Annotated in this window: 16 protein-coding genes; 13 read left to right on the top strand and 3 right to left on the bottom strand. The window is 58.4% G+C overall.

Features of this window, described 5'->3' with window-relative positions:
* Position 1 precedes the first annotated feature (1 nt).
* The 8 genes from gltS (at position 2) to glmM (ending at position 11,707) form a co-directional block, all read left to right on the top strand.
* Positions 2-1,210, top strand: coding sequence for a sodium/glutamate symporter (gene gltS / locus ACR0JG_RS08980; RefSeq protein ID WP_170596125.1), 1,209 nt, complete (start codon positions 2-4; stop codon positions 1,208-1,210).
* Positions 1,211-1,219: 9 nt separating this feature from the next.
* Complete coding sequence (gene glyS, locus ACR0JG_RS08985) at positions 1,220-3,439, top strand: glycine--tRNA ligase subunit beta (protein ID WP_480569176.1); 2,220 nt, start codon at positions 1,220-1,222, stop codon at positions 3,437-3,439.
* Between the two features lie 36 nt (positions 3,440-3,475).
* Positions 3,476-6,037: a putative PEP-binding protein gene (locus tag ACR0JG_RS08990; protein ID WP_480569179.1), complete on the top strand. Its 2,562-nt coding sequence runs from the start codon at positions 3,476-3,478 to the stop codon at positions 6,035-6,037.
* 186 nt (positions 6,038-6,223) lie between these two features.
* Positions 6,224-6,862, top strand: coding sequence for a cell wall hydrolase (locus ACR0JG_RS08995; RefSeq protein ID WP_170393504.1), 639 nt, complete (start codon positions 6,224-6,226; stop codon positions 6,860-6,862).
* A gap of 73 nt (positions 6,863-6,935) precedes the next feature.
* Positions 6,936-8,309, top strand: coding sequence for a multicopper oxidase family protein (locus ACR0JG_RS09000; protein WP_480569182.1), 1,374 nt, complete (start codon positions 6,936-6,938; stop codon positions 8,307-8,309).
* A gap of 105 nt (positions 8,310-8,414) precedes the next feature.
* Complete coding sequence (locus tag ACR0JG_RS09005; protein ID WP_480569185.1) at positions 8,415-9,335, top strand: dihydroneopterin aldolase; 921 nt, start codon at positions 8,415-8,417, stop codon at positions 9,333-9,335.
* Positions 9,332-10,330, top strand: a complete 999-nt coding sequence (folP, locus tag ACR0JG_RS09010) for a dihydropteroate synthase (RefSeq protein WP_480569188.1) — start codon at positions 9,332-9,334, stop codon at positions 10,328-10,330. The genes ACR0JG_RS09005 and folP overlap by 4 nt, the downstream gene beginning before the upstream one ends.
* A 33-nt stretch (positions 10,331-10,363) precedes the next feature.
* Complete coding sequence (glmM, locus tag ACR0JG_RS09015) at positions 10,364-11,707, top strand: phosphoglucosamine mutase (RefSeq protein WP_170662194.1); 1,344 nt, start codon at positions 10,364-10,366, stop codon at positions 11,705-11,707.
* Here glmM and ACR0JG_RS09020 read toward each other — a convergent pair.
* A complete protein-coding gene (locus tag ACR0JG_RS09020) occupies positions 11,704-12,606 on the bottom strand; it encodes a DMT family transporter (protein WP_170405007.1) in 903 nt (300 codons plus the stop codon). The genes glmM and ACR0JG_RS09020 overlap by 4 nt on opposite strands.
* A 78-nt stretch (positions 12,607-12,684) precedes the next feature.
* Here ACR0JG_RS09020 and ACR0JG_RS09025 point away from each other — a divergent pair, with 78 nt between their 5' ends.
* Entirely contained in the window at positions 12,685-12,993 is a 309-nt protein-coding gene (locus tag ACR0JG_RS09025; RefSeq protein WP_170731886.1) for a metalloregulator ArsR/SmtB family transcription factor, read from the top strand.
* Entirely contained in the window at positions 12,990-13,445 is a 456-nt protein-coding gene (locus ACR0JG_RS09030; RefSeq protein WP_480569191.1) for an SRPBCC family protein, read from the top strand. The genes ACR0JG_RS09025 and ACR0JG_RS09030 overlap by 4 nt, the downstream gene beginning before the upstream one ends.
* Positions 13,446-13,490: 45 nt before the next feature.
* Here the strand turns inward: ACR0JG_RS09030 and ilvC are convergent, their stop codons facing one another.
* Positions 13,491-14,513 carry a ketol-acid reductoisomerase gene (gene ilvC / locus ACR0JG_RS09035; RefSeq protein ID WP_170393489.1) on the bottom strand — a complete coding sequence of 341 codons (1,023 nt, stop codon included), beginning with the start codon at positions 14,511-14,513 and terminating at the stop codon, positions 13,491-13,493.
* Positions 14,514-14,644: 131 nt separating this feature from the next.
* Between ilvC and ACR0JG_RS09040 the strand changes: the two genes are divergently transcribed.
* Both ACR0JG_RS09040 and ACR0JG_RS09045 read left to right on the top strand, forming a co-directional pair.
* Complete coding sequence (locus ACR0JG_RS09040) at positions 14,645-15,100, top strand: Lrp/AsnC family transcriptional regulator (RefSeq protein ID WP_170393487.1); 456 nt, start codon at positions 14,645-14,647, stop codon at positions 15,098-15,100.
* A complete protein-coding gene (locus ACR0JG_RS09045) occupies positions 15,097-15,555 on the top strand; it encodes an Lrp/AsnC family transcriptional regulator (protein ID WP_170393485.1) in 459 nt (152 codons plus the stop codon). Before ACR0JG_RS09040 ends, ACR0JG_RS09045 begins: the two co-directional genes overlap by 4 nt.
* Here ACR0JG_RS09045 and ACR0JG_RS09050 read toward each other — a convergent pair.
* A complete protein-coding gene (locus ACR0JG_RS09050; RefSeq protein WP_170393483.1) occupies positions 15,552-16,253 on the bottom strand; it encodes a GntR family transcriptional regulator in 702 nt (233 codons plus the stop codon). The genes ACR0JG_RS09045 and ACR0JG_RS09050 overlap by 4 nt on opposite strands.
* A 232-nt stretch (positions 16,254-16,485) precedes the next feature.
* Here ACR0JG_RS09050 and ACR0JG_RS09055 point away from each other — a divergent pair, with 232 nt between their 5' ends.
* The gene (locus ACR0JG_RS09055) at positions 16,486-17,613 is read left to right on the top strand and encodes an aminotransferase class V-fold PLP-dependent enzyme (protein WP_480569194.1); all 1,128 of its coding nucleotides are present in this window, start codon (positions 16,486-16,488) and stop codon (positions 17,611-17,613) included.
* Positions 17,614-17,633 lie beyond the last annotated feature (20 nt).

Below are 17,633 nucleotides of genomic sequence, written 5' to 3' on the forward strand. Positions count from 1 at the left end.
GATGGGGATGGTCGTTGAGATACCGGAGTTCCTGACAGCAACGCTGGGCTTTGCGGTCTATCTGCTGGGGGCAGAGATCAACGCCCGTGTCGCACAATTGCGCAGCTTCAACATCCCCGAGCCGGTAACCGGGGGCCTTCTGGCCTCGCTCGTGGTATTGGCGCTGTATCTTGGTTTCGGCATTGAGCTATCCTTTGGCTTGACCGCACGAGACTTTCTATTGGTTCTGTTCTTTGCCGGGATTGGTCTAAATGCCCGTCTTTCCGATTTGATTGCGGGCGGCAAGCCTTTGCTTTTGCTTCTGATTTTGACGCTTCTGACCATCGTTGCGCAAAACGTGATCGGCGCTGCGGGGGCCGCGATGTTCGGTTATCCGGCGCAAGCCGGGGTGCTGTTCGGGTCTGCTGCGCTGATCGGGGGGCACGGAACCGCGATCGCCTGGGCCCCCGAAGTTGCGGGCGCCACCGGTTTGAGTGGCGCAACCGAGTTGGGGGTGGCCGTGGCCACATTGGGTCTCGTGCTGGCCGCTCTGGTCGGGGGGCCGATTGCGCGGCTGCTGATCGAGGGGCGCAATCTCAGCCCCGAACGCCCCGGGGAAGAGCATACGGTGGGCCTGCCCAATGAGGTCGACCAGAAATCCGAGATTGATCATCTGACAATCATGCGGGTGCTGCTGTATCTCAACCTCGCGATCATTTCAGGCGCGATCCTGAGCGAAGCAATCAGCGCCGCAGGGCTGAAACTGCCGTTGTTTGTGCCCTGCCTTATCATGGGGATCGTGATTGCCAATCTCCGCGCCATGTTCGCGCCGAATGCCAAGCCGGTCTCACGCACGCCCTCGCTGGCGCTGATCTCGGAATTCGCGCTTGGTGCATTTCTGGCGATGTCGCTGATGAGCCTTCAACTGTGGACCATCGCCGAACTGGGCCTTGCGATTGCGGTGATCATGACCGCCCAGACCCTGTTTGCCGTGGTGTTCGTGATCTGGGTTCTGTTTCCGTTGATGGGATCGAATTACCGCGCCGCCGTTCTGGCCGCCGGGTTCGGGGGGTTCGCTCTGGGTGCTACCCCCACAGCTATCGCAAATATGACCGCCGTAACCAAGCGATATGGCCCGTCGCCTATTGCCTTTATCGTACTGCCCCTTGTATCCGCATTCTTTGTGGACATCGCCAATGCCATCGTCATCCAGACGATTGTAAATTTCTAAGGACCGAAAATGCCCGACCTGCTGATCGAACTGTTTTCCGAGGAAATCCCCGCGCGCATGCAGACTCGCGCCGGTGAAGACCTGAAAAAGCGGATCACCGATGGTCTGGTCGAAGGCGGTCTGACCTATGCCTCTGCCGCTGCACTGACGACGCCGCGTCGCCTGACGCTGGCGGTTGAAGGCCTGCTGGCGGAAAGCCCGACAATCCGCGAAGAACGCAAAGGCCCAAAGGTCGGCGCGCCTGACAAAGCCATCGAAGGCTTTCTACGCGGCGCGGGACTGACCCGAGACCAGTTGGAAGAGCGCGACACGCCCAAAGGCGAAGTGTATTTCGCCACCATTGAAAAGGCGGGTCGTCCAGCAGCTGAAATCATCGCCGAGGTCTTAGAAGCTACCATTCGAAACTTCCCCTGGCCCAAATCCATGCGCTGGGGGGCTGGATCGATGCGGTGGGTACGGCCCTTGCACTCGATCCTGTGCATCCTGACCGATGAAGCAGGCGCGCAGGTCGTGCCGCTTGCGATCGAAGGGATCACGTCCGGTGATACGACTGAGGGCCATCGTTTCATGGCCCCGAACCGGTTTACGGTGACCTCGTTCGAGGATTATGCCGCCAAGCTGAAACGCGCCTTCGTGGTGCTGTCGCCCGAAGAGCGCGCCGAACATATCTGGAACGATGCCCAGAACATGGCCTTCGCCGCCGGTCTGGAAGTGGTCGACGACAAGGGTCTTCTGGCCGAGGTAGCCGGTCTGGTCGAGTGGCCTGTTGTGCTGATGGGGCAGATCGACGAGGAGTTTCTTGAACTGCCGCCCGAGGTACTGCAGACCTCGATGAAAGAGCATCAGAAGTTCTTTTCTGTGAAGAACCCCAAGACGGGGCGGATCGAGCGCTTCATTACCGTCGCCAATCGCGAGACCGCCGATAACGGCGCGACCATTTTGGCGGGGAACCAGAAGGTTTTGTCGGCCCGTCTGGCCGATGCGAAATTCTTCTGGGAGAACGACCTGCGCGTTGCCAAGTCGGACATCGCCCAATGGACCCGCGCGTTGGAGAATGTGACTTTCCACAACAAGCTGGGCACTCAGGCGGAACGCATCGACCGCATTGCCGCGCTGGCCCGAGAACTGGCCCCGGTGGTCGGGGCGGATGCGGATCAGGCCGAGAAAGCCGCGCGTTTGGCCAAGGCTGATCTGAACTCCGAAATGGTCTATGAGTTCCCTGAACTTCAAGGGCTTATGGGGCGATATTACATCGATGCGGCAGGCGAGGATGCCGCAGTGGCCGCCGTTGCGCAGGAACATTACTCGCCGTTGGGGCCGTCGGATGATGTTCCGACCGCACCGTTGTCTGTGACAGTGGCGCTAGCCGACAAGTTGGACACGCTGACCGGGTTCTGGGCGATAGATGAGAAACCCACGGGTTCGAAAGATCCGTTTGCTTTGCGTCGTGCGGCGTTAGGGGTAATTCGACTAATCGTGAATAATGATCTGCGTCTTCGGTTGGACCGTTTTTTCGATAGTCAACTGGTTCGATCAGAACGCGCTATCAATGAGGCTTTGCCCGAAGCGAATGTCCGCGATCTCCTGGAAGAAATCGCAAAACATGGTGTCTATGGTGCTTCATTCCAGACTGTCAAAGAAAAGCTTGAAGGATCGCCCGCAGCAGCATTTCTTGAGCTTGAGAAAAAGGTTCCTGACGCGTCTGACGATCTTCTTTCTTTCTTCCACGACCGCCTCAAAGTCTTCCTCCGAGACGAAGGCATCCGCCATGATGTCATCGACGCTTGTATCGCGATGGAGGGGAATGACGACCTCAACCTCCTGGTCAAACGCGCCCGCGCTCTGAATGCGGTGATTGCGACCGAGGATGGAGAGAACCTCGTGCAGGGGTTCAAGCGTGCGAACAACATCCTGTCTCAGGCGGAAGAGAAGGATGGAGTCGAATACTCTTACGGCGCGGATGTGAAGTTTGCTGAAACTGACAGCGAAAAGGCACTGTTTGCAGCGCTTGACGCGGCAGAGGCCAAGATCGATCCCGCGCTGAAGGCCGAGGATTTCCCGACAGCGATGGCGGCAATGGCCGAACTGCGCGGGCCGGTGGATGCGTTCTTTGAGGACGTGCAGGTCAATACCGATAATGACATTCTGCGCCGCAACCGTCTGAACCTGCTGAGCCAGATCCGTAAGGTCTGCTCTAGCGTTGCTGATCTGACGCGTATCGAGGGATAACGCCCTTGCGCCAAGGGCGCAGGGGCTTATGCTGCGGTGAAACCAAAAGGTGCCGCAGTGCAGAATAATCCGCATACCACGCTTATCACTCCAAAAGCGCCCGTTGCCGCCAATACCCATGGTGGCCGGGCGAAGTGCCTGCAACGACTGGTCAGGCTGGACATGCCGGTGCCGCGGACCGTGGCCCTTTCTTTTGACGCGGTGCAGCGAATTGCCAAGGGCGACATTCCCGACATCGCGGCCATTCTGGAACAGTTCGACGCCGAGTCATTGCTGTGTGTACGGCCCAGTTCGGAAGATCCTGACTGGGGTGGACCGGGGGCGGTGCTGAATATCGGCATGAACGATGCCCGATATCTGGATCGGTCTGCGGAAATGGGGGCGGATGCGGCGGCGGCGCTATATCTGCGGTTTGTGCAGAGCTATGCGCTCCATATTGCGCGTCTGGACCCAGATGTATTCGATACCATCGAGGCGGACGGGCGCGAAGGGCTGAGCTTGTCCCTGCGGGCGTACGAAGACGAGACGGACGAGGCCTTCCCGCAGGATCGTGGAGAGCAGCTGATCGGTGTTTTGCGCTCGATGGCACGTGCCTGGGACGGCACCTCGGCTCGCCTGCTGAGGCAGGCCAAGGGTGCACCTGCGGATGCCGGTTTGGGTCTGGTGATTCAAGAGATGATCCCGGGCGTCGGGCAGGGCGAATGTGGTTCGGGCGTATTGCAACTGATCGATCCAGCGACGGGTATGCCCCAGATCACGGGTCGCTATCTGAGCCAGAGCCAGGGGCGCGATGCGCTGGGAGAAGGTGTCGCCGCGCTGTATCTGGAAAAGGATGAACGCGGTCAATCGCTGGAAGATGTGGCGCCCGAGGCTTTTGCCGATCTCAAGGCCCACGCAGCGTTAATGCGCGAAAAGCTGCGCGAAGAGATGCAGGTCGAATTCGTGGTGCAGAACGGCAAGGTGCATATTCTGGACGGCGTGCGGGTTCCGCGCGGGTCGCGGGCCGGGATGCGGATCGCGGTGCGCTTGGCCGAAGACGGGATCATTCCGCCGCAAGAGGCCGTGATGCGGATCGATCCGCATTCGCTGAATGAACTTCTGCACCGGCAGGTCCATCCTGAGGCCGAGCGTGATGTGCTGACCACAGCCATCGCGGCCAGCCCCGGTGCAGCGACCGGTCGAATTGTCTTTACGGCTGCCGAAGCGCAGGCCAGCGCCGCGCGGGGGGAGCCCTGTATTCTTGTGCGCCGTGAAACCTCGCCCGAAGATGTGCGCGGAATGCATGCCGCAGTAGCTGTTTTGACCGAAAAGGGCGGGATCACCAGCCATGCGGCGGTGATTGGCCGTGGTCTGGGTTTGCCGTGTATCGTCGGCGCGTCCGAGATGCGATTCCAGACCAAGAAAAAGCTGCTAAGCGCACCGGATGGGCGTGTGTTCAAGACAGGCGATATTCTGACCATCGATGGGACTTCTGGTCAGGTATTGGCTGGACAACCCGAGATGCTTGAAGCGGCGCTGGATGATTGCTTTCAGACACTGATGAGCTGGGCCGATGCCGAGCGGGACATCGCCATCCGCGCCAACGCCGATACACCCGCTGACGCGCAAACTGCACGAAACTTTAAAGCAGAAGGGATCGGGTTGTGCCGAACGGAACACATGTTCTTCGATCCCGGTCGTTTGACCGTAATGCGCGAAATGATCTTTGCGCAGACCCCATCTGGACGCGCTGCTGTGTTGGAACGGTTGCTGCCGATGCAACGGCAGGATTTTGTGCAGTTGTTCCGGATTATGGAGGGGCAGCCGGTCTGCATCCGCCTGTTCGATCCGCCCTTGCACGAGTTCCTGCCCACTACGCGCACCGGTCAGCGAGAGCTGGCTGAGGCGCTGGATTTGCCAATCTCGGATGTCGAACGTCGGGTCGAGGCGATGAGCGAGTACAACCCGATGCTGGGATTGCGCGGGGTTCGTCTGGGTGTCACCGTGCCGGAAATCTACGACATGCAGGCACGCGCGATCTTCGAGGCGACGGTTGAGGCCAGCAAAGAAGGTGCCCCTGTCGTGCCCGAGGTCATGATCCCGCTGGTCTCGGCCAAGCGCGAGGTTGAACTGGTCAAAACACGCATCGATACTGTAGCGGCCGAGGTTGCCTCGGAGCAGGGGCAGGAGTTCGACTATCGATTGGGAGTGATGGTGGAAACGCCTCGGGCCTGTCTGCGCGCGAATGAGATTGCGCCACATTCCGCTTTCCTAAGCTTTGGAACAAACGACCTGACCCAGATGACCTACGGATTGTCGCGCGATGACGCGGGGCGGTTCATGTCGGCATATGTCCGCCAAGGCGTGTTTGGCGAAGATCCATTTCACGTTCTGGATGCAGATGGGGTAGGTGAATTGCTGAAGCTGGGGGCCGAGCGCGGGCGCCAAGCCCAACCAGACGTTACGCTTTCTGTCTGTGGCGAACATGGTGGTAACCCCGAATCAATCGCAATCTGCAGGTCACTTGGATTCGACTATGTGTCCTGTTCTCCTTTCCGGGTTCCTGTCGCTCGGCTGTCTGCCGCTCAACTGGCGATTTCGTCCAAACTTGGGGGTTGACTAACTGTCTCCTACCTAGAAATAGTGGCGTAAGAAACGTTCCGCTGTCGATAATAATTGGCGGCGTGAGCGGTTTTTCTCTTGCATTTTTTTCAGAACTGGACGTCTCGCTTCGTCTGGGGTATTAGCCTCGTCGCGCCCGCCGGGGGAGGGTATGGCGCGTTTGTGCCTGTGCGAGGTTATCTGATGAGACGCTACATAGTGGCTGTTGCCGTGGGGGCCGCAGCCTTGCTACCGAGTTTGTCCTTTGCCGATAGGCAAGGCGATACAAAATCTGTTGAGTTGGTCACACGTAACGAGTTGCCAGCACAAAGCTTCCGCGATTACCTGAAACTGTTTAAGCCGCGTAAGGCGCCGGAAAAAGTCGAAATCTCCTACACCAAAGCCTGGCTGGACCAGCAGCCAAAGGCGACCGGAGATGAAAATTTCCGTTGTCTTGCCGAAGCGCTGTATTTCGAGGCTCGCGGTGAAAGCGTACGCGGTCAGTTTGCAGTGGCCGAGGTTATCCTGAACCGGGTTGAAAGCGGTCGCTTTCCGGATTCACTGTGCGGTGTGATCAAGCAAGGAACGGGCAAGAAATATCAGTGCCAGTTCACCTACACCTGTGACGGGCAGAAAGAGATTATCAACGAAAAACGCGCTTATGATCGCGTTTCGAAAGTCGCCCGTGCCGCAATCGATGGTGTAGCTGAAGAGATGACCGCAGGTGCCACGCACTATCACACCAAGGCAGTGCGCCCGTCCTGGTCCCGCGTCTATAAAGAAACGGCGCGTATTGGCGTGCATATCTTCTACAAGCACAATTATCGCACGGCCAGCAACTGATTGACGCACCAGCGCTGGAAGGGTGCTGGCAACAGGCGTTTTACCAACTATGTTGCGAGCCAGGAGGCTCGCAATGACCATAACACGCCGACAGTTTCTGCAATCGACCCTGGCCTTGTCGATGATACCACGCGTGGCGATGGCATCTGCCACCGAACTGGTGGCACAGACTTCCCTCCAGCAGATCGCGCCCCAGGGATATCCGGAAACTCCGGTCTGGAGTTATGGCGGCGGTGTTCCGGGCGCGGAAATCCGTGTTCCGCAGGGGGCTCGGGTACGCCGCAAGCTTGTAAACATGCTGCCGCAACCAACGACCGTTCACTGGCATGGCATCCGGATCGACAATGCGATGGATGGAGTGCCCGGCCTGACGCAGGAAGTTGTGCAGCCAGATTCCAACTTTGAATATGATTTCGTGGTGCCGGATGCGGGAACTTATTGGTATCATGCGCACAACCAATCGATGGAGCAGGTCGCGCGTGGGCTTTATGGCCCTTTGATCGTCGAAGAAGCCAGCGGACCCGATGTTGATCAGGACCTGACCTTAATGCTGGACGATTGGCGCCTTGACACCGAGAGCGCAAAGATATCCAGCGATTTCGACAATGGTCATGATCTGAGCCATGCGGGTCGGCTGGGCAACATTGTAACGGTGAACGGAGAGTTTGACCCTTCTTATCCGGTGCAGGCGTCTGAACGATTGCGATTGCGGGTGATCAATGCCGCGAATGCCCGGGTATTCGACGTAGCGCTCGACGGGCTTGCTGGTTGGATTGTTGCGCTTGACGGTATGCCGCTTGAGGTTCCATTGCGAGTTGAGAGCAGTTTTCCTTTGGCGCCTGCGCAGCGGGTTGACTTGATCGTTGATGTCTCAGCGGAATCCGGCCAGACGGCAAGTATTGTGAGTGTAGAACGGGATGGCGCTTACGGACTCGTCAAATTTGATGTGTTCGGAGTAGCATCGCGTATTGCTGATACAAAAGTTAGACCGTTGCCAGCAAACCGAATGCCCGAAATTGAACTGCAGAATACACCTCTGCATCGTATGACGATGCAGGGGGGTGCAATGCGCTGGCTGGAGAGCGCCAAATTGGGCGATTCCGAGCTGTCGGGGCGCGAGTTGGCTCAGCTTGGACGATTCTGGGCTTTGAACGGATATGCAGAGCGGCCAGATGATCCGTTTCTGGATGCGCGATTGGGATCAGTTCATCGGATTGAATTCGCAAATGAAACGGCGTTTCCACATGCGATGCATCTGCATGGACACCATTTTCGCATTATCCTGCAGGACGGTACACTGGGGCCGTGGCGCGACACTGTTCTAGTCGATCGAGGGCAGGTGCGGCAAGTAGCGTTGGTAGCTGACAATCCGGGCAACTGGCTGTTGCATTGTCACATGCTAGGCCATGCGGCATCGGGTATGATGAGCTGGTTCCGGGTCACGTAACGCCGCATTCCGTAGCTGGAAAGGCGTTTGCTGCGATGCTATACGCCCGCGAAACGCCTAAAGTGGGCTGATCATCAGTCCACCGAGCCCGAAAAGGTCCGCCGCATGAGCTCTGAAATCCGTCTTGCCTTTGCGCACCCGTCCGAACGGTCCGAGGCTACCGCCGCGCGCGGTGCGCTGGACCGCATTTCGCTGCGCGATCACATCGTTGAGGTCGAGATCGGGGCGTTTCAGGCCGAACGCGGTACCACGCAACGGATCTGCTTTAACATCGTGGTCGAGGTGCGCCCGCTGACAGACCCCATCGATGATGACGTGGATCGTATTCTGTCTTACGACCGTGTAACCGAAGCGATTGCGTTCGAGTTGGCTGCTGAACGGCTGAATTTGCTCGAGACACTGGCAGATCGCGTGGCGGAGCGCATTCTGCTTGAGCCTCAGGCTGTAAGAGCTTTTGTCCGCATTGAAAAACTGGATCGTGGACCCGGCGCGCTTGGCGTCGAGATCGTGCGCGGCAAGGATGCGGTACATCATGATGTGGCCGAAGAAGAGCGGCCACATCCACGGTTGGTCTTTCTGTCGAATGCAGCGATTTCATCAGGTAATCTCACCGGCTGGATCGACCAGCTTGAGAATCGCCAGCGCCCGCTGATCCTGTGTGTTGGGGCGTCTGATCTGGATGTGCCGCAGACGGGTCACGCAATGACCCAACGCCGGATAGATCTGTTGGCAATTGAACAGAACGCCTGGGTTCTGGCTGCGCGCGATCACCGTTGCGTGGTCGTTTCAACGCGGACCGAGTTGGATTGGGCGATGAAAAACGGCCAGATTTGTGTTTGGGCACCCTCCAAAATTGTTCTGGATGCGGTCGATGGCCCCTCAGCCGCGCCGTCTGACGCGGTGGCGCTGGCGGCTTGGTTCGCAGCAACCTTTGAAGCCAGCGAGATGCTGGTTATTGGCGGAGACCTGCCCGAAGCCCCCAAAACGCCATTGCGCGCAGTTCCGGTGCAGCAGGCGCAACTGTGACCGTCTATTACCGCCCATTGGTCCAGCATGGGAGCACGCGCGTCGACGGGGCGGTACCACTAGCAGGGCAGGTGCTGTGGTTCTCACAGGCCGAACGGATTGAGCGCGGGCAAAGCACCCAGATCGTCGATGCCGTTGAAATCCCAAAGGAACAGCTGGATCGTCTGACCTGCGCGCGTCCAGCGATTGCCGGACTTGATATGGCACGAACGCAGATCATGGGCATTCTGAATGCCACGCCGGATAGCTTCTCGGATGGGGGGCTGCATAACTCGGTCGAGGCCGCTCGGACCGCTGCCGCCGACATGGTAGCGCATGGTGCAAGTATTCTGGACATTGGCGGCGAATCCACGCGCCCGGGCGCTGATTTTGTGCCTGAAGACGAAGAGATTGCCCGCACACGCCCTTTGATTGAGGCAATTCGGGGCGAGACAGATGTGTTGATCTCGATCGATACTCGCAAGACCGGTGTTGCCAAGGCGGCTCATCTGGCAGGTGCGGGACTGATCAACGATGTGTCGGGATTTACCTTCGATCCTAAACTTGCACCATTTTGCGCGCAGATTGAGGCTCCGGTTTGTGTGATGCATATGCAGGGTGATCCGACCACGATGCAGGATGACCCGCACTATGACAATGTTCTGCTGGATGTTTACGATTTCCTTGAGGGGCAAATCGCGCATCTAGAAGGACTGGGGCTCAGCCGCGATCTGATTGTCATCGATCCGGGCATCGGGTTTGGCAAGAATCTGGACCACAACCTGACGCTTCTGCGCAATCTCAGCCTGTTTCACGGGCTTGGCTGTCCAATCCTTCTGGGCGTTTCGCGCAAGGGATTTATTGGTCAGGTCGGCAAAGAGCCGCGCAAGGATGCCCGCGCGCCGGGGTCAATCGCGGTTGCTCTGGCGGGAATATCACAGGGTGTGCAGATTGTACGGGTACATGACGTGGCCGAGACGGCTCAGGCCTTGCGTCTATGGGCCGCCGTCCGGTAATCCGGGCAAAAGGAATTTTCAGGAGACCGACTTATGCGCAAGCTGTTTGGAACCGACGGGGTGCGGGGCACCGCCAACACGCACCCTATGACGGCGGAAATGGCTTTGCGGATTGGCGCGGCTGTGGGGCGGTATTTCCGCCGCGATGCCTCGGGCGTACACCGTGTTGTTATTGGCAAGGATACGCGGCTGTCGGGCTATATGCTGGAAAATGCGTTGACGGCAGGTTTGACCTCGACCGGTATGAACGTGCTGCTGCTGGGGCCGGTGCCGACGCCTGCGGTGGGGTTGATGACCCGCTCGATGCGCGCGGATCTGGGCGTGATGATCTCGGCTAGCCACAATCCGGCGATCGACAATGGAATTAAATTCTTTGGGCCGGACGGGTTCAAGCTGTCCGATCAGGCCGAGATTGAGATCGAGCGGCTGATCGAAGAAGGCGTAAGCCCCGCACAGGCGCAGAATATTGGTCGTGCGCGTCGGGTTGACGATGCGCGGTTCCGTTATGGCGAGCGCGTGAAATCATCGCTGCCGCGCAATCTGCGCTTGGATGGGCTGAAGGTCGTGATCGACTGCGCCAACGGTGCCGCGCACCGTACTGCGCCGGAAGTTCTTTGGGAGTTGGGAGCAGATGTGATCCCGGTCGGCATCGCGCCGAACGGCAAGAACATCAACCTCGGATGTGGCTCAACCCAGCCTCGTGTTGCGGCCGAAACCGTGGTTTCACACGGCGCCGATGTAGGTATCTGTCTGGATGGGGATGCCGACCGCGTCGTTGTGATCGACGAAACTGGCGCTGTCGCCGATGGGGATCAGTTGATGGCTCTGTTGGCGACCGCGTGGTCCCGCGCGGATCAGTTGAAAGGCGGCGCCTTGGTGGCCACTGTGATGTCGAACCTCGGGTTGGAGCGGCACCTGGCCGGGCAGGGGCTGCGTCTGGAGCGGACTGCCGTTGGCGACCGCTATGTGGTTGAACGGATGCGCGAGGGTGGTTTCAATCTTGGTGGCGAACAGTCAGGTCACATCGTGATGAGCGACTATGCCACAACCGGCGACGGTCTGATGGCGGGGCTGCATTTTCTGGCAGAGATGGTGCAATCCGGCAAGAAAGCCTCGGACCTATCGCGCCAGTTTGAGACGGTGCCGCAATTGCTGAAGAATGTGCGCTTTAGCGCGGGGCAGGCCCCGCTGGAAGCGGCCAGCGTCAAAAGCGCGATTTCCGAGGCCGAGGCGCGTCTGAATGGGCAGGGGCGTTTGCTGATCCGCAAATCGGGCACGGAACCTCTGATCCGGGTGATGGCGGAATGCGAGGATGCCGCACTGCTGACCCAAGTGGTCGATGGGATCGTATCCGAGGTTGAGGCGGTGACGGGTTAACGCCCCAGTAGCATTTTCTGCAGAGTGAACCACTGGCTGATTGCCAGCCCGGTTAGGATCATGGCAAGCGCGATATAGAACCGCAGCGGCAGGGCTTCGGATAGAATCCAGGCCCCGAACACCATCGACCAAACGGGCACCTGATAGTTCACCAGCGTCAGAAAGACGGACCCGGCGCTGCGGGTGATGGATACTCGCAGCAGGGTGGCGAAGGCCGTGGGGACAAGGCCCAGAACGATCAGGGCCAGACTGGGGCGCGTTCCCTGCCACGAGGGAAGCCCCTCGGTTAGCAGCATGATAGGTATCAATAGTACTGCGCCAACCAGCAGCGTCAGGGCTGCCAGAGCCATCGGTTCAATCGGAGGGCAGCGGCGGGTCAGGATCGACGAACTGGCGTAGCACAAGGCTGCCGTGACGCAGGCCATTTGCGCCAGTGGCTGCGTACCCTGACCCAATTGCGCCAGACCGGGCCCGATCAACACAAGCGCGCCAGAGAAGCCAAGGCAAACGCCGACCAGACGCCGTAGGTTCATAGGCTCATCCGAAAAGAAATGTGCCAGCGGCAGAACCATCAGCGGAATCGCCGCCATGGACAGACCCGCAAAGGCCGAAGGGACAAATTGTTGCCCCCAGCTTAACAGCATGAAGGGAACCGCCGTCGACAGAATGCCGATGAAGAAAATCGAACTCAAAAGGGCTGGTGTCAAACTCGGAATACGCCGTCCGGTAAGGCGCATCAGCACCAGCAGCATAACGGCACCCAATGTGGTGCGCGACGTCGCCACGGTGACCGGTCCATAGCCTTCCAGCGCCATGGCAACCACCATGAACGTCCCGCCCCAGATGAGGCCCAGCGTGAAAACACCGCTCCAATCCTGTTTTGTCGGTTGTTGAACCATTCCATCCACTTATCCCGCGAATCTGACGGTGTCACGCGCTGATATTGACATTAGGTAAGTCATTACTTACCGTAAGCTATGGCTTACAAAGAAGTGCTTTCGGCTTTAGGGGATTCGACCCGTCGCAAGGTATTTGAGGAGGTGGCGGAGCGCCCCAGGGCGGTTGGTGATCTGGCTGCGGATTTGCCCGTAAGCCGCCCGGCGGTCTCGCAACATTTAAAGGTCTTGTCCGATGCCGGACTTGTCGTTTGCAGGGCTGAGGGAACGCGCCGCATCTATGCCGCCCGACCCGAGGGGCTGGCAGAACTGCGCGCCTGGCTCGAGCAATACTGGTCGGACGTGTTGGAGAGTTTCGCCGCCGAGGTAAACGAAGGACGAGATGCATGATCGAACCAATCATCAAGACCATTGTTGTGAACGCAGCGCCCGAGCACGCCTTTGATGTTTTTGTAAATCGCATTGCCAAATGGTGGCCATTGGATGGGCACGCTGTCTCAGCGGCGCAAGGCAAGCCTGCGCTGGCAGTTGTGATCGAACCTCATGTCGGCGGTGCGGTTTATGAAACCATGTTCGATGGCACCCGCGCTGATTGGGGCAAAGTGTTGATCTTCGAACAGGGGGCTCGCCTGGCCTTCAGCTGGCACCCCGGCACCAACACCGACCGCCCCACGCGGGTTGAGGTCCGGTTCGCAGCCCACGGAGCCGGGCATACCACGGTCACTCTGACCCATTCGGGCTGGGAAGTCTGGGCATCTGAGGCGTCGGACAAACGCACCGGTTACGACAGTGGCTGGGATTATGTTCTGGGCGAATGCTACGCAAATGCTGTCACCAAATGAAAAGGGCGGCCACCGGGGCCGCCCTTTCGCTGACATTTGTCAGACTTAGTTCTTTTCTTTGTCGACCATTTTACCAGCCGAGATCCAGGGCATCATGGCGCGCAGTTTTGCACCGGTTTCCTCGATCATGTGCTCATCGTTCGCACGGCGCGACGCTTTGATGGTCGGTTGGCCTACAGCGTTCTCCAGCATGAAGTCACGGACGAATTTACCCTGCTGGATGTCGTTCAGAACCTCTTTCATACGCGCTTTGGTCTCGTCGTATTTCAAAATACGCGGGCCGGTGACGTACTGGCCATATTCTGCCGTGTTCGAGATCGAATAATCCATGTTGGCGATGCCGCCTTCATAGATCAGGTCAACGATCAGCTTCACTTCGTGCAGACACTCGAAATATGCCATCTCGGGCGCGTAGCCGGCCTCAACCAGCGTTTCAAAGCCGCAGCGGATCAGTTCAACCAGACCGCCGCACAGAACAGCCTGCTCACCGAACAGGTCGGTTTCGCATTCCTCGCGGAAGTTGGTTTCGATGATGCCCGAACGGCCGCCACCGATGGCCGAGCAGTATGACAGGCCGATTTCCAGCGCTTTGCCGGTCGCGTCGTTGTCGACCGCGACGAGGCAAGGAACGCCGCCGCCTTTGGTGTATTCGCCGCGCACGGTGTGGCCGGGGCCTTTGGGGGCCATCATGATAACGTCCACGCCTTCTTTCGGCTCGATCAGGCCAAAATGGACATTCAGGCCGTGGGCGAACGCGATGGCAGCGCCCGGCTTGATGTTGTCGTGGACGTATTTCTTGTACGTCTCAGCCTGCAGTTCGTCAGGCATGGTGAACATAATAACGTCGCACCAGGCTGCGGCTTCGGCGATGCCCATCACCTGCAGGCCTTCCGCTTCGGCTTTCTTGGCCGAGGGGGAGCCTTCGCGCAGGGCGATGACCAGGTTCTTGGCGCCCGAGTCGCGCAGGTTCAGCGCGTGGGCGTGGCCTTGCGAGCCATAGCCCAGAATCGCCACTTTTTTGTCTTTGATCAGGTTGATGTCGCAATCGCGATCGTAATAGACGCGCATTTCGCCGGTCCTTTCAGTTTCGGTTGATGTGCTTCTATCCTGCGTGATTGCTATTGGCGATAGGGTTTGGATTGGGTATTTGACAAATAGATGAAGAATAATTCTTCTAGTGAACAAAATGTGAAAAAATCATGCTTGATGATGTTGATCGACGTATACTACGCCACTTCCAGGCCGAGCCAAGCCTGACAACGGCAGAATTGGCTGAGCGATGCCGCATCACTTCGGGCGTCTGCTGGCGCCGGATCGAAAAGATGCAAGCGGCAGGAGTGATCGAGGGGCAGGAAGCCGTTATCGACTGGGCCGCCTTGGGCTATGCGGTCGAGGTCTCTTTGCGGATAACGCTGGACAAGACGCAGGCACGGGCGTTCGACGAATTCACGGCGGCGGCGCGGAACGTGGCCGAGGTGATCGAGATCCAGACCTTCCTTGGCCGGGTGGATGTGCGCCTATCGGTGTTGGCGCGAGATATGGCGCATTATCAACAGGTCTATCGCGATCGCATTCTGACCCTACCGCATATCGCCGATATCGAAGCCCTTATGCATATCGCCCGAGTCAAACGGGATGAGGTGTTGCCGGTATGATCGAACTGGATGAGATCGACCGCAGAATTCTGCGCGCGCTGGTGCAGGACGCGACCCAAAGCGCGGGAGCTCTGGGGCGCCGCTTTGGCTTATCGCAGCCCGCGACCTGGCGGCGTATTCGTCGACTGGAAGAAGCAGGCGTGATCAAGGGGCGGCGGCTGCGTCTGAATGCCGAGGCCCTGGGTTTTGGAGTGACCGTCTTTCTCGGCGTGAAACTTGCGCGAAAAGGGCAGGTCAGCCTTGAAGATTTTGAACGTGCCGTCAGCGCCATTCCCGAGGTGCAGACGGTTGAGCATGTGCTGGGTCTTTATGATTATCGCTTGCGCGTCGTGGCGCGGGATCTGGCAGACTTCGAACGGGTTCTGCGCCGAAGGGTGATGACCTTACCAGGGGCCGGAGAGGTCGAAGCCAATGTACTGCTGAGCGAAGAACGCCTGCCCGGGCCGATCGGTTAGTATTTAGTGCGGATGCGGAACCCCGGATGATGGGTCATGCGGGCGAAAGTCATCGGCTGCCCGTCCTTCCACGTGGTCCGTTCCAGCTGAATCATCGAAGTGCCAGTGGTCGTGCCCATGAAATCAGCTAGACGATTGTCCGCCGAGATCGCGCAAAAGGCGATTTCAGCTTCGGTGAACGGGGCAGCATTCAACAACCATTCGTGTGGGCCACTTTTGTTGAGGTCGGCTTGCTCGACCTCGGGCACGGCTTCGATATTGATCCAGCGTTCTTCAAGCTGGAAGGGGCGGTTGTCTGCATAGTGCATGCAGATCACGTGCAGAACGCGCGCGTCCGGTTCGACATTCAGTTGCGAGGTCAGCCAGCCGGGGCTGTAGACCACGTTCCGTTCCACCAGAGCATAGCGATAGGCTGAGTTTTGGTTCTCAACCGCTTGTCTCGCAAGTGAAATTTCAAGCTTGGCTTGTTTGCGTGGTTCTTTCTTGACCCGCGTTCCGCTTTTGCGCTTGCGCTCGACAAAGCCCTGTTCGGCGAGCTCCCTCAGCGCCCGGTTCACCGTGGCGCGGGCACAATTGAACTCTTCCGCTAATTGGGTTTCGGTGGGTAAAAGCGAGCCCTGAGGCCATATGCGGGATTCAATCCGCCGCTTTACCTCGTCTCGAACGACTTGAAAACTAATCCGCTTTTGCGCAGTCACGAGTAAAATTATCCGTTCTTGTTCAAAGTGTGTGTATCTGTTCAGAAACACGCTAGGGTGTAAAGGGGACCTGACTCTGGTTGGCGTCATTTCTGCTAATTGTGGCATGTAAAAACTCAAAATGAAATTTTTGGCTGTGGGTTACTTTGGGTCAACTTCAGGCCGCGTTTGACGCTTTACCGAGCGCGCAAGACAAGGCAGAACAAAAAGGACCCAATAGAAAGGATGCGTCATGCCGGCACTACTGAATACTGTTGACCCGGGCGGGCTGGAGGAGTTCTCGGTGGTTTTTACCGACCGTTCTCTGAACCATATGTCTGCAAGTTTTCAGCGAGTCATGCGCGATATTTCGGCAATGCTGCGTGAAGTTTACAATGCTGAAGGCGTTGCGGTCATTCCCGGCGGAGGCACCTATGGGATGGAAGCCGTCGCGCGACAGTTTGCGCGGGATGCTGATGTGCTTGTCGTACGCAATGGGTGGTTTTCATATCGGTGGAGTCAGATCATCGAGTCAGGTGATCTGACATCGTCGACCACCGTTCTCAAAGCGCGTGAAACCGGCAATTCCAGCCCGTCACCTTTTGCTCCGGCCCCGATTGATGAAGTTGTGGCGACAATCCATGAGAAACGACCGGGTATTGTCTTCGCGCCGCATGTTGAGACCTCGGCCGGAGTGATTCTGCCTGATGATTATGTGACAGCGATGGCCGCTGCTGCGCATGAGGTGGGGGCGTTGATGGTGCTGGACTGCATCGCCTCGGGCTGTGCCTGGGTCGATATGAAGGCCACCGGAGTGGATGTGCTGATCTCGGCTCCGCAGAAGGGGTGGAGCGCAACGCCATGCGCCGGTCTTGTCATGCTATCCGAACGCGCCGAGGCGCGGCTGGCAGAAACCTCATCCGATAGCTTTGCGATAGATTTGAAGAAATGGCGCCAGATCATGCAGGCCTACGAGAATGGCGGCCATGCCTATCACGCCACCATGCCGACGGATTCTCTGCTTTCCTTCCGCGACACAATGGCCGAGACGCGCGCGTACGGCTTCGAAAAGCTGCGCGCGGCGCAATGGGCGCTGGGTGATGGCGTCCGGGCCTATCTTAGGGACAAGGGCGTCATGTCGGTTGCTGCCGAAGGGTTCGGCGCGCCGGGTGTGGTGGTCAGCTATACAGCAGACCCCGAAGTGCAGAACGGCAAGAAGTTCGCGGCCCTGGGCATGCAGATCGCAGCCGGCGTACCGCTGCAATGTGACGAACCCGAAGGGTTCAGCACCTTCCGTCTCGGCCTGTTTGGCTTGGACAAGCTGTATGATGTTGACGACACGATTGCGCGCCTGAAACGGGTTCTGGATCAGGTGCTGTAATAGCGTGGCGGGCAGAAGCC

Source organism: Ruegeria sp. AD5 (genome assembly GCF_056542345.1).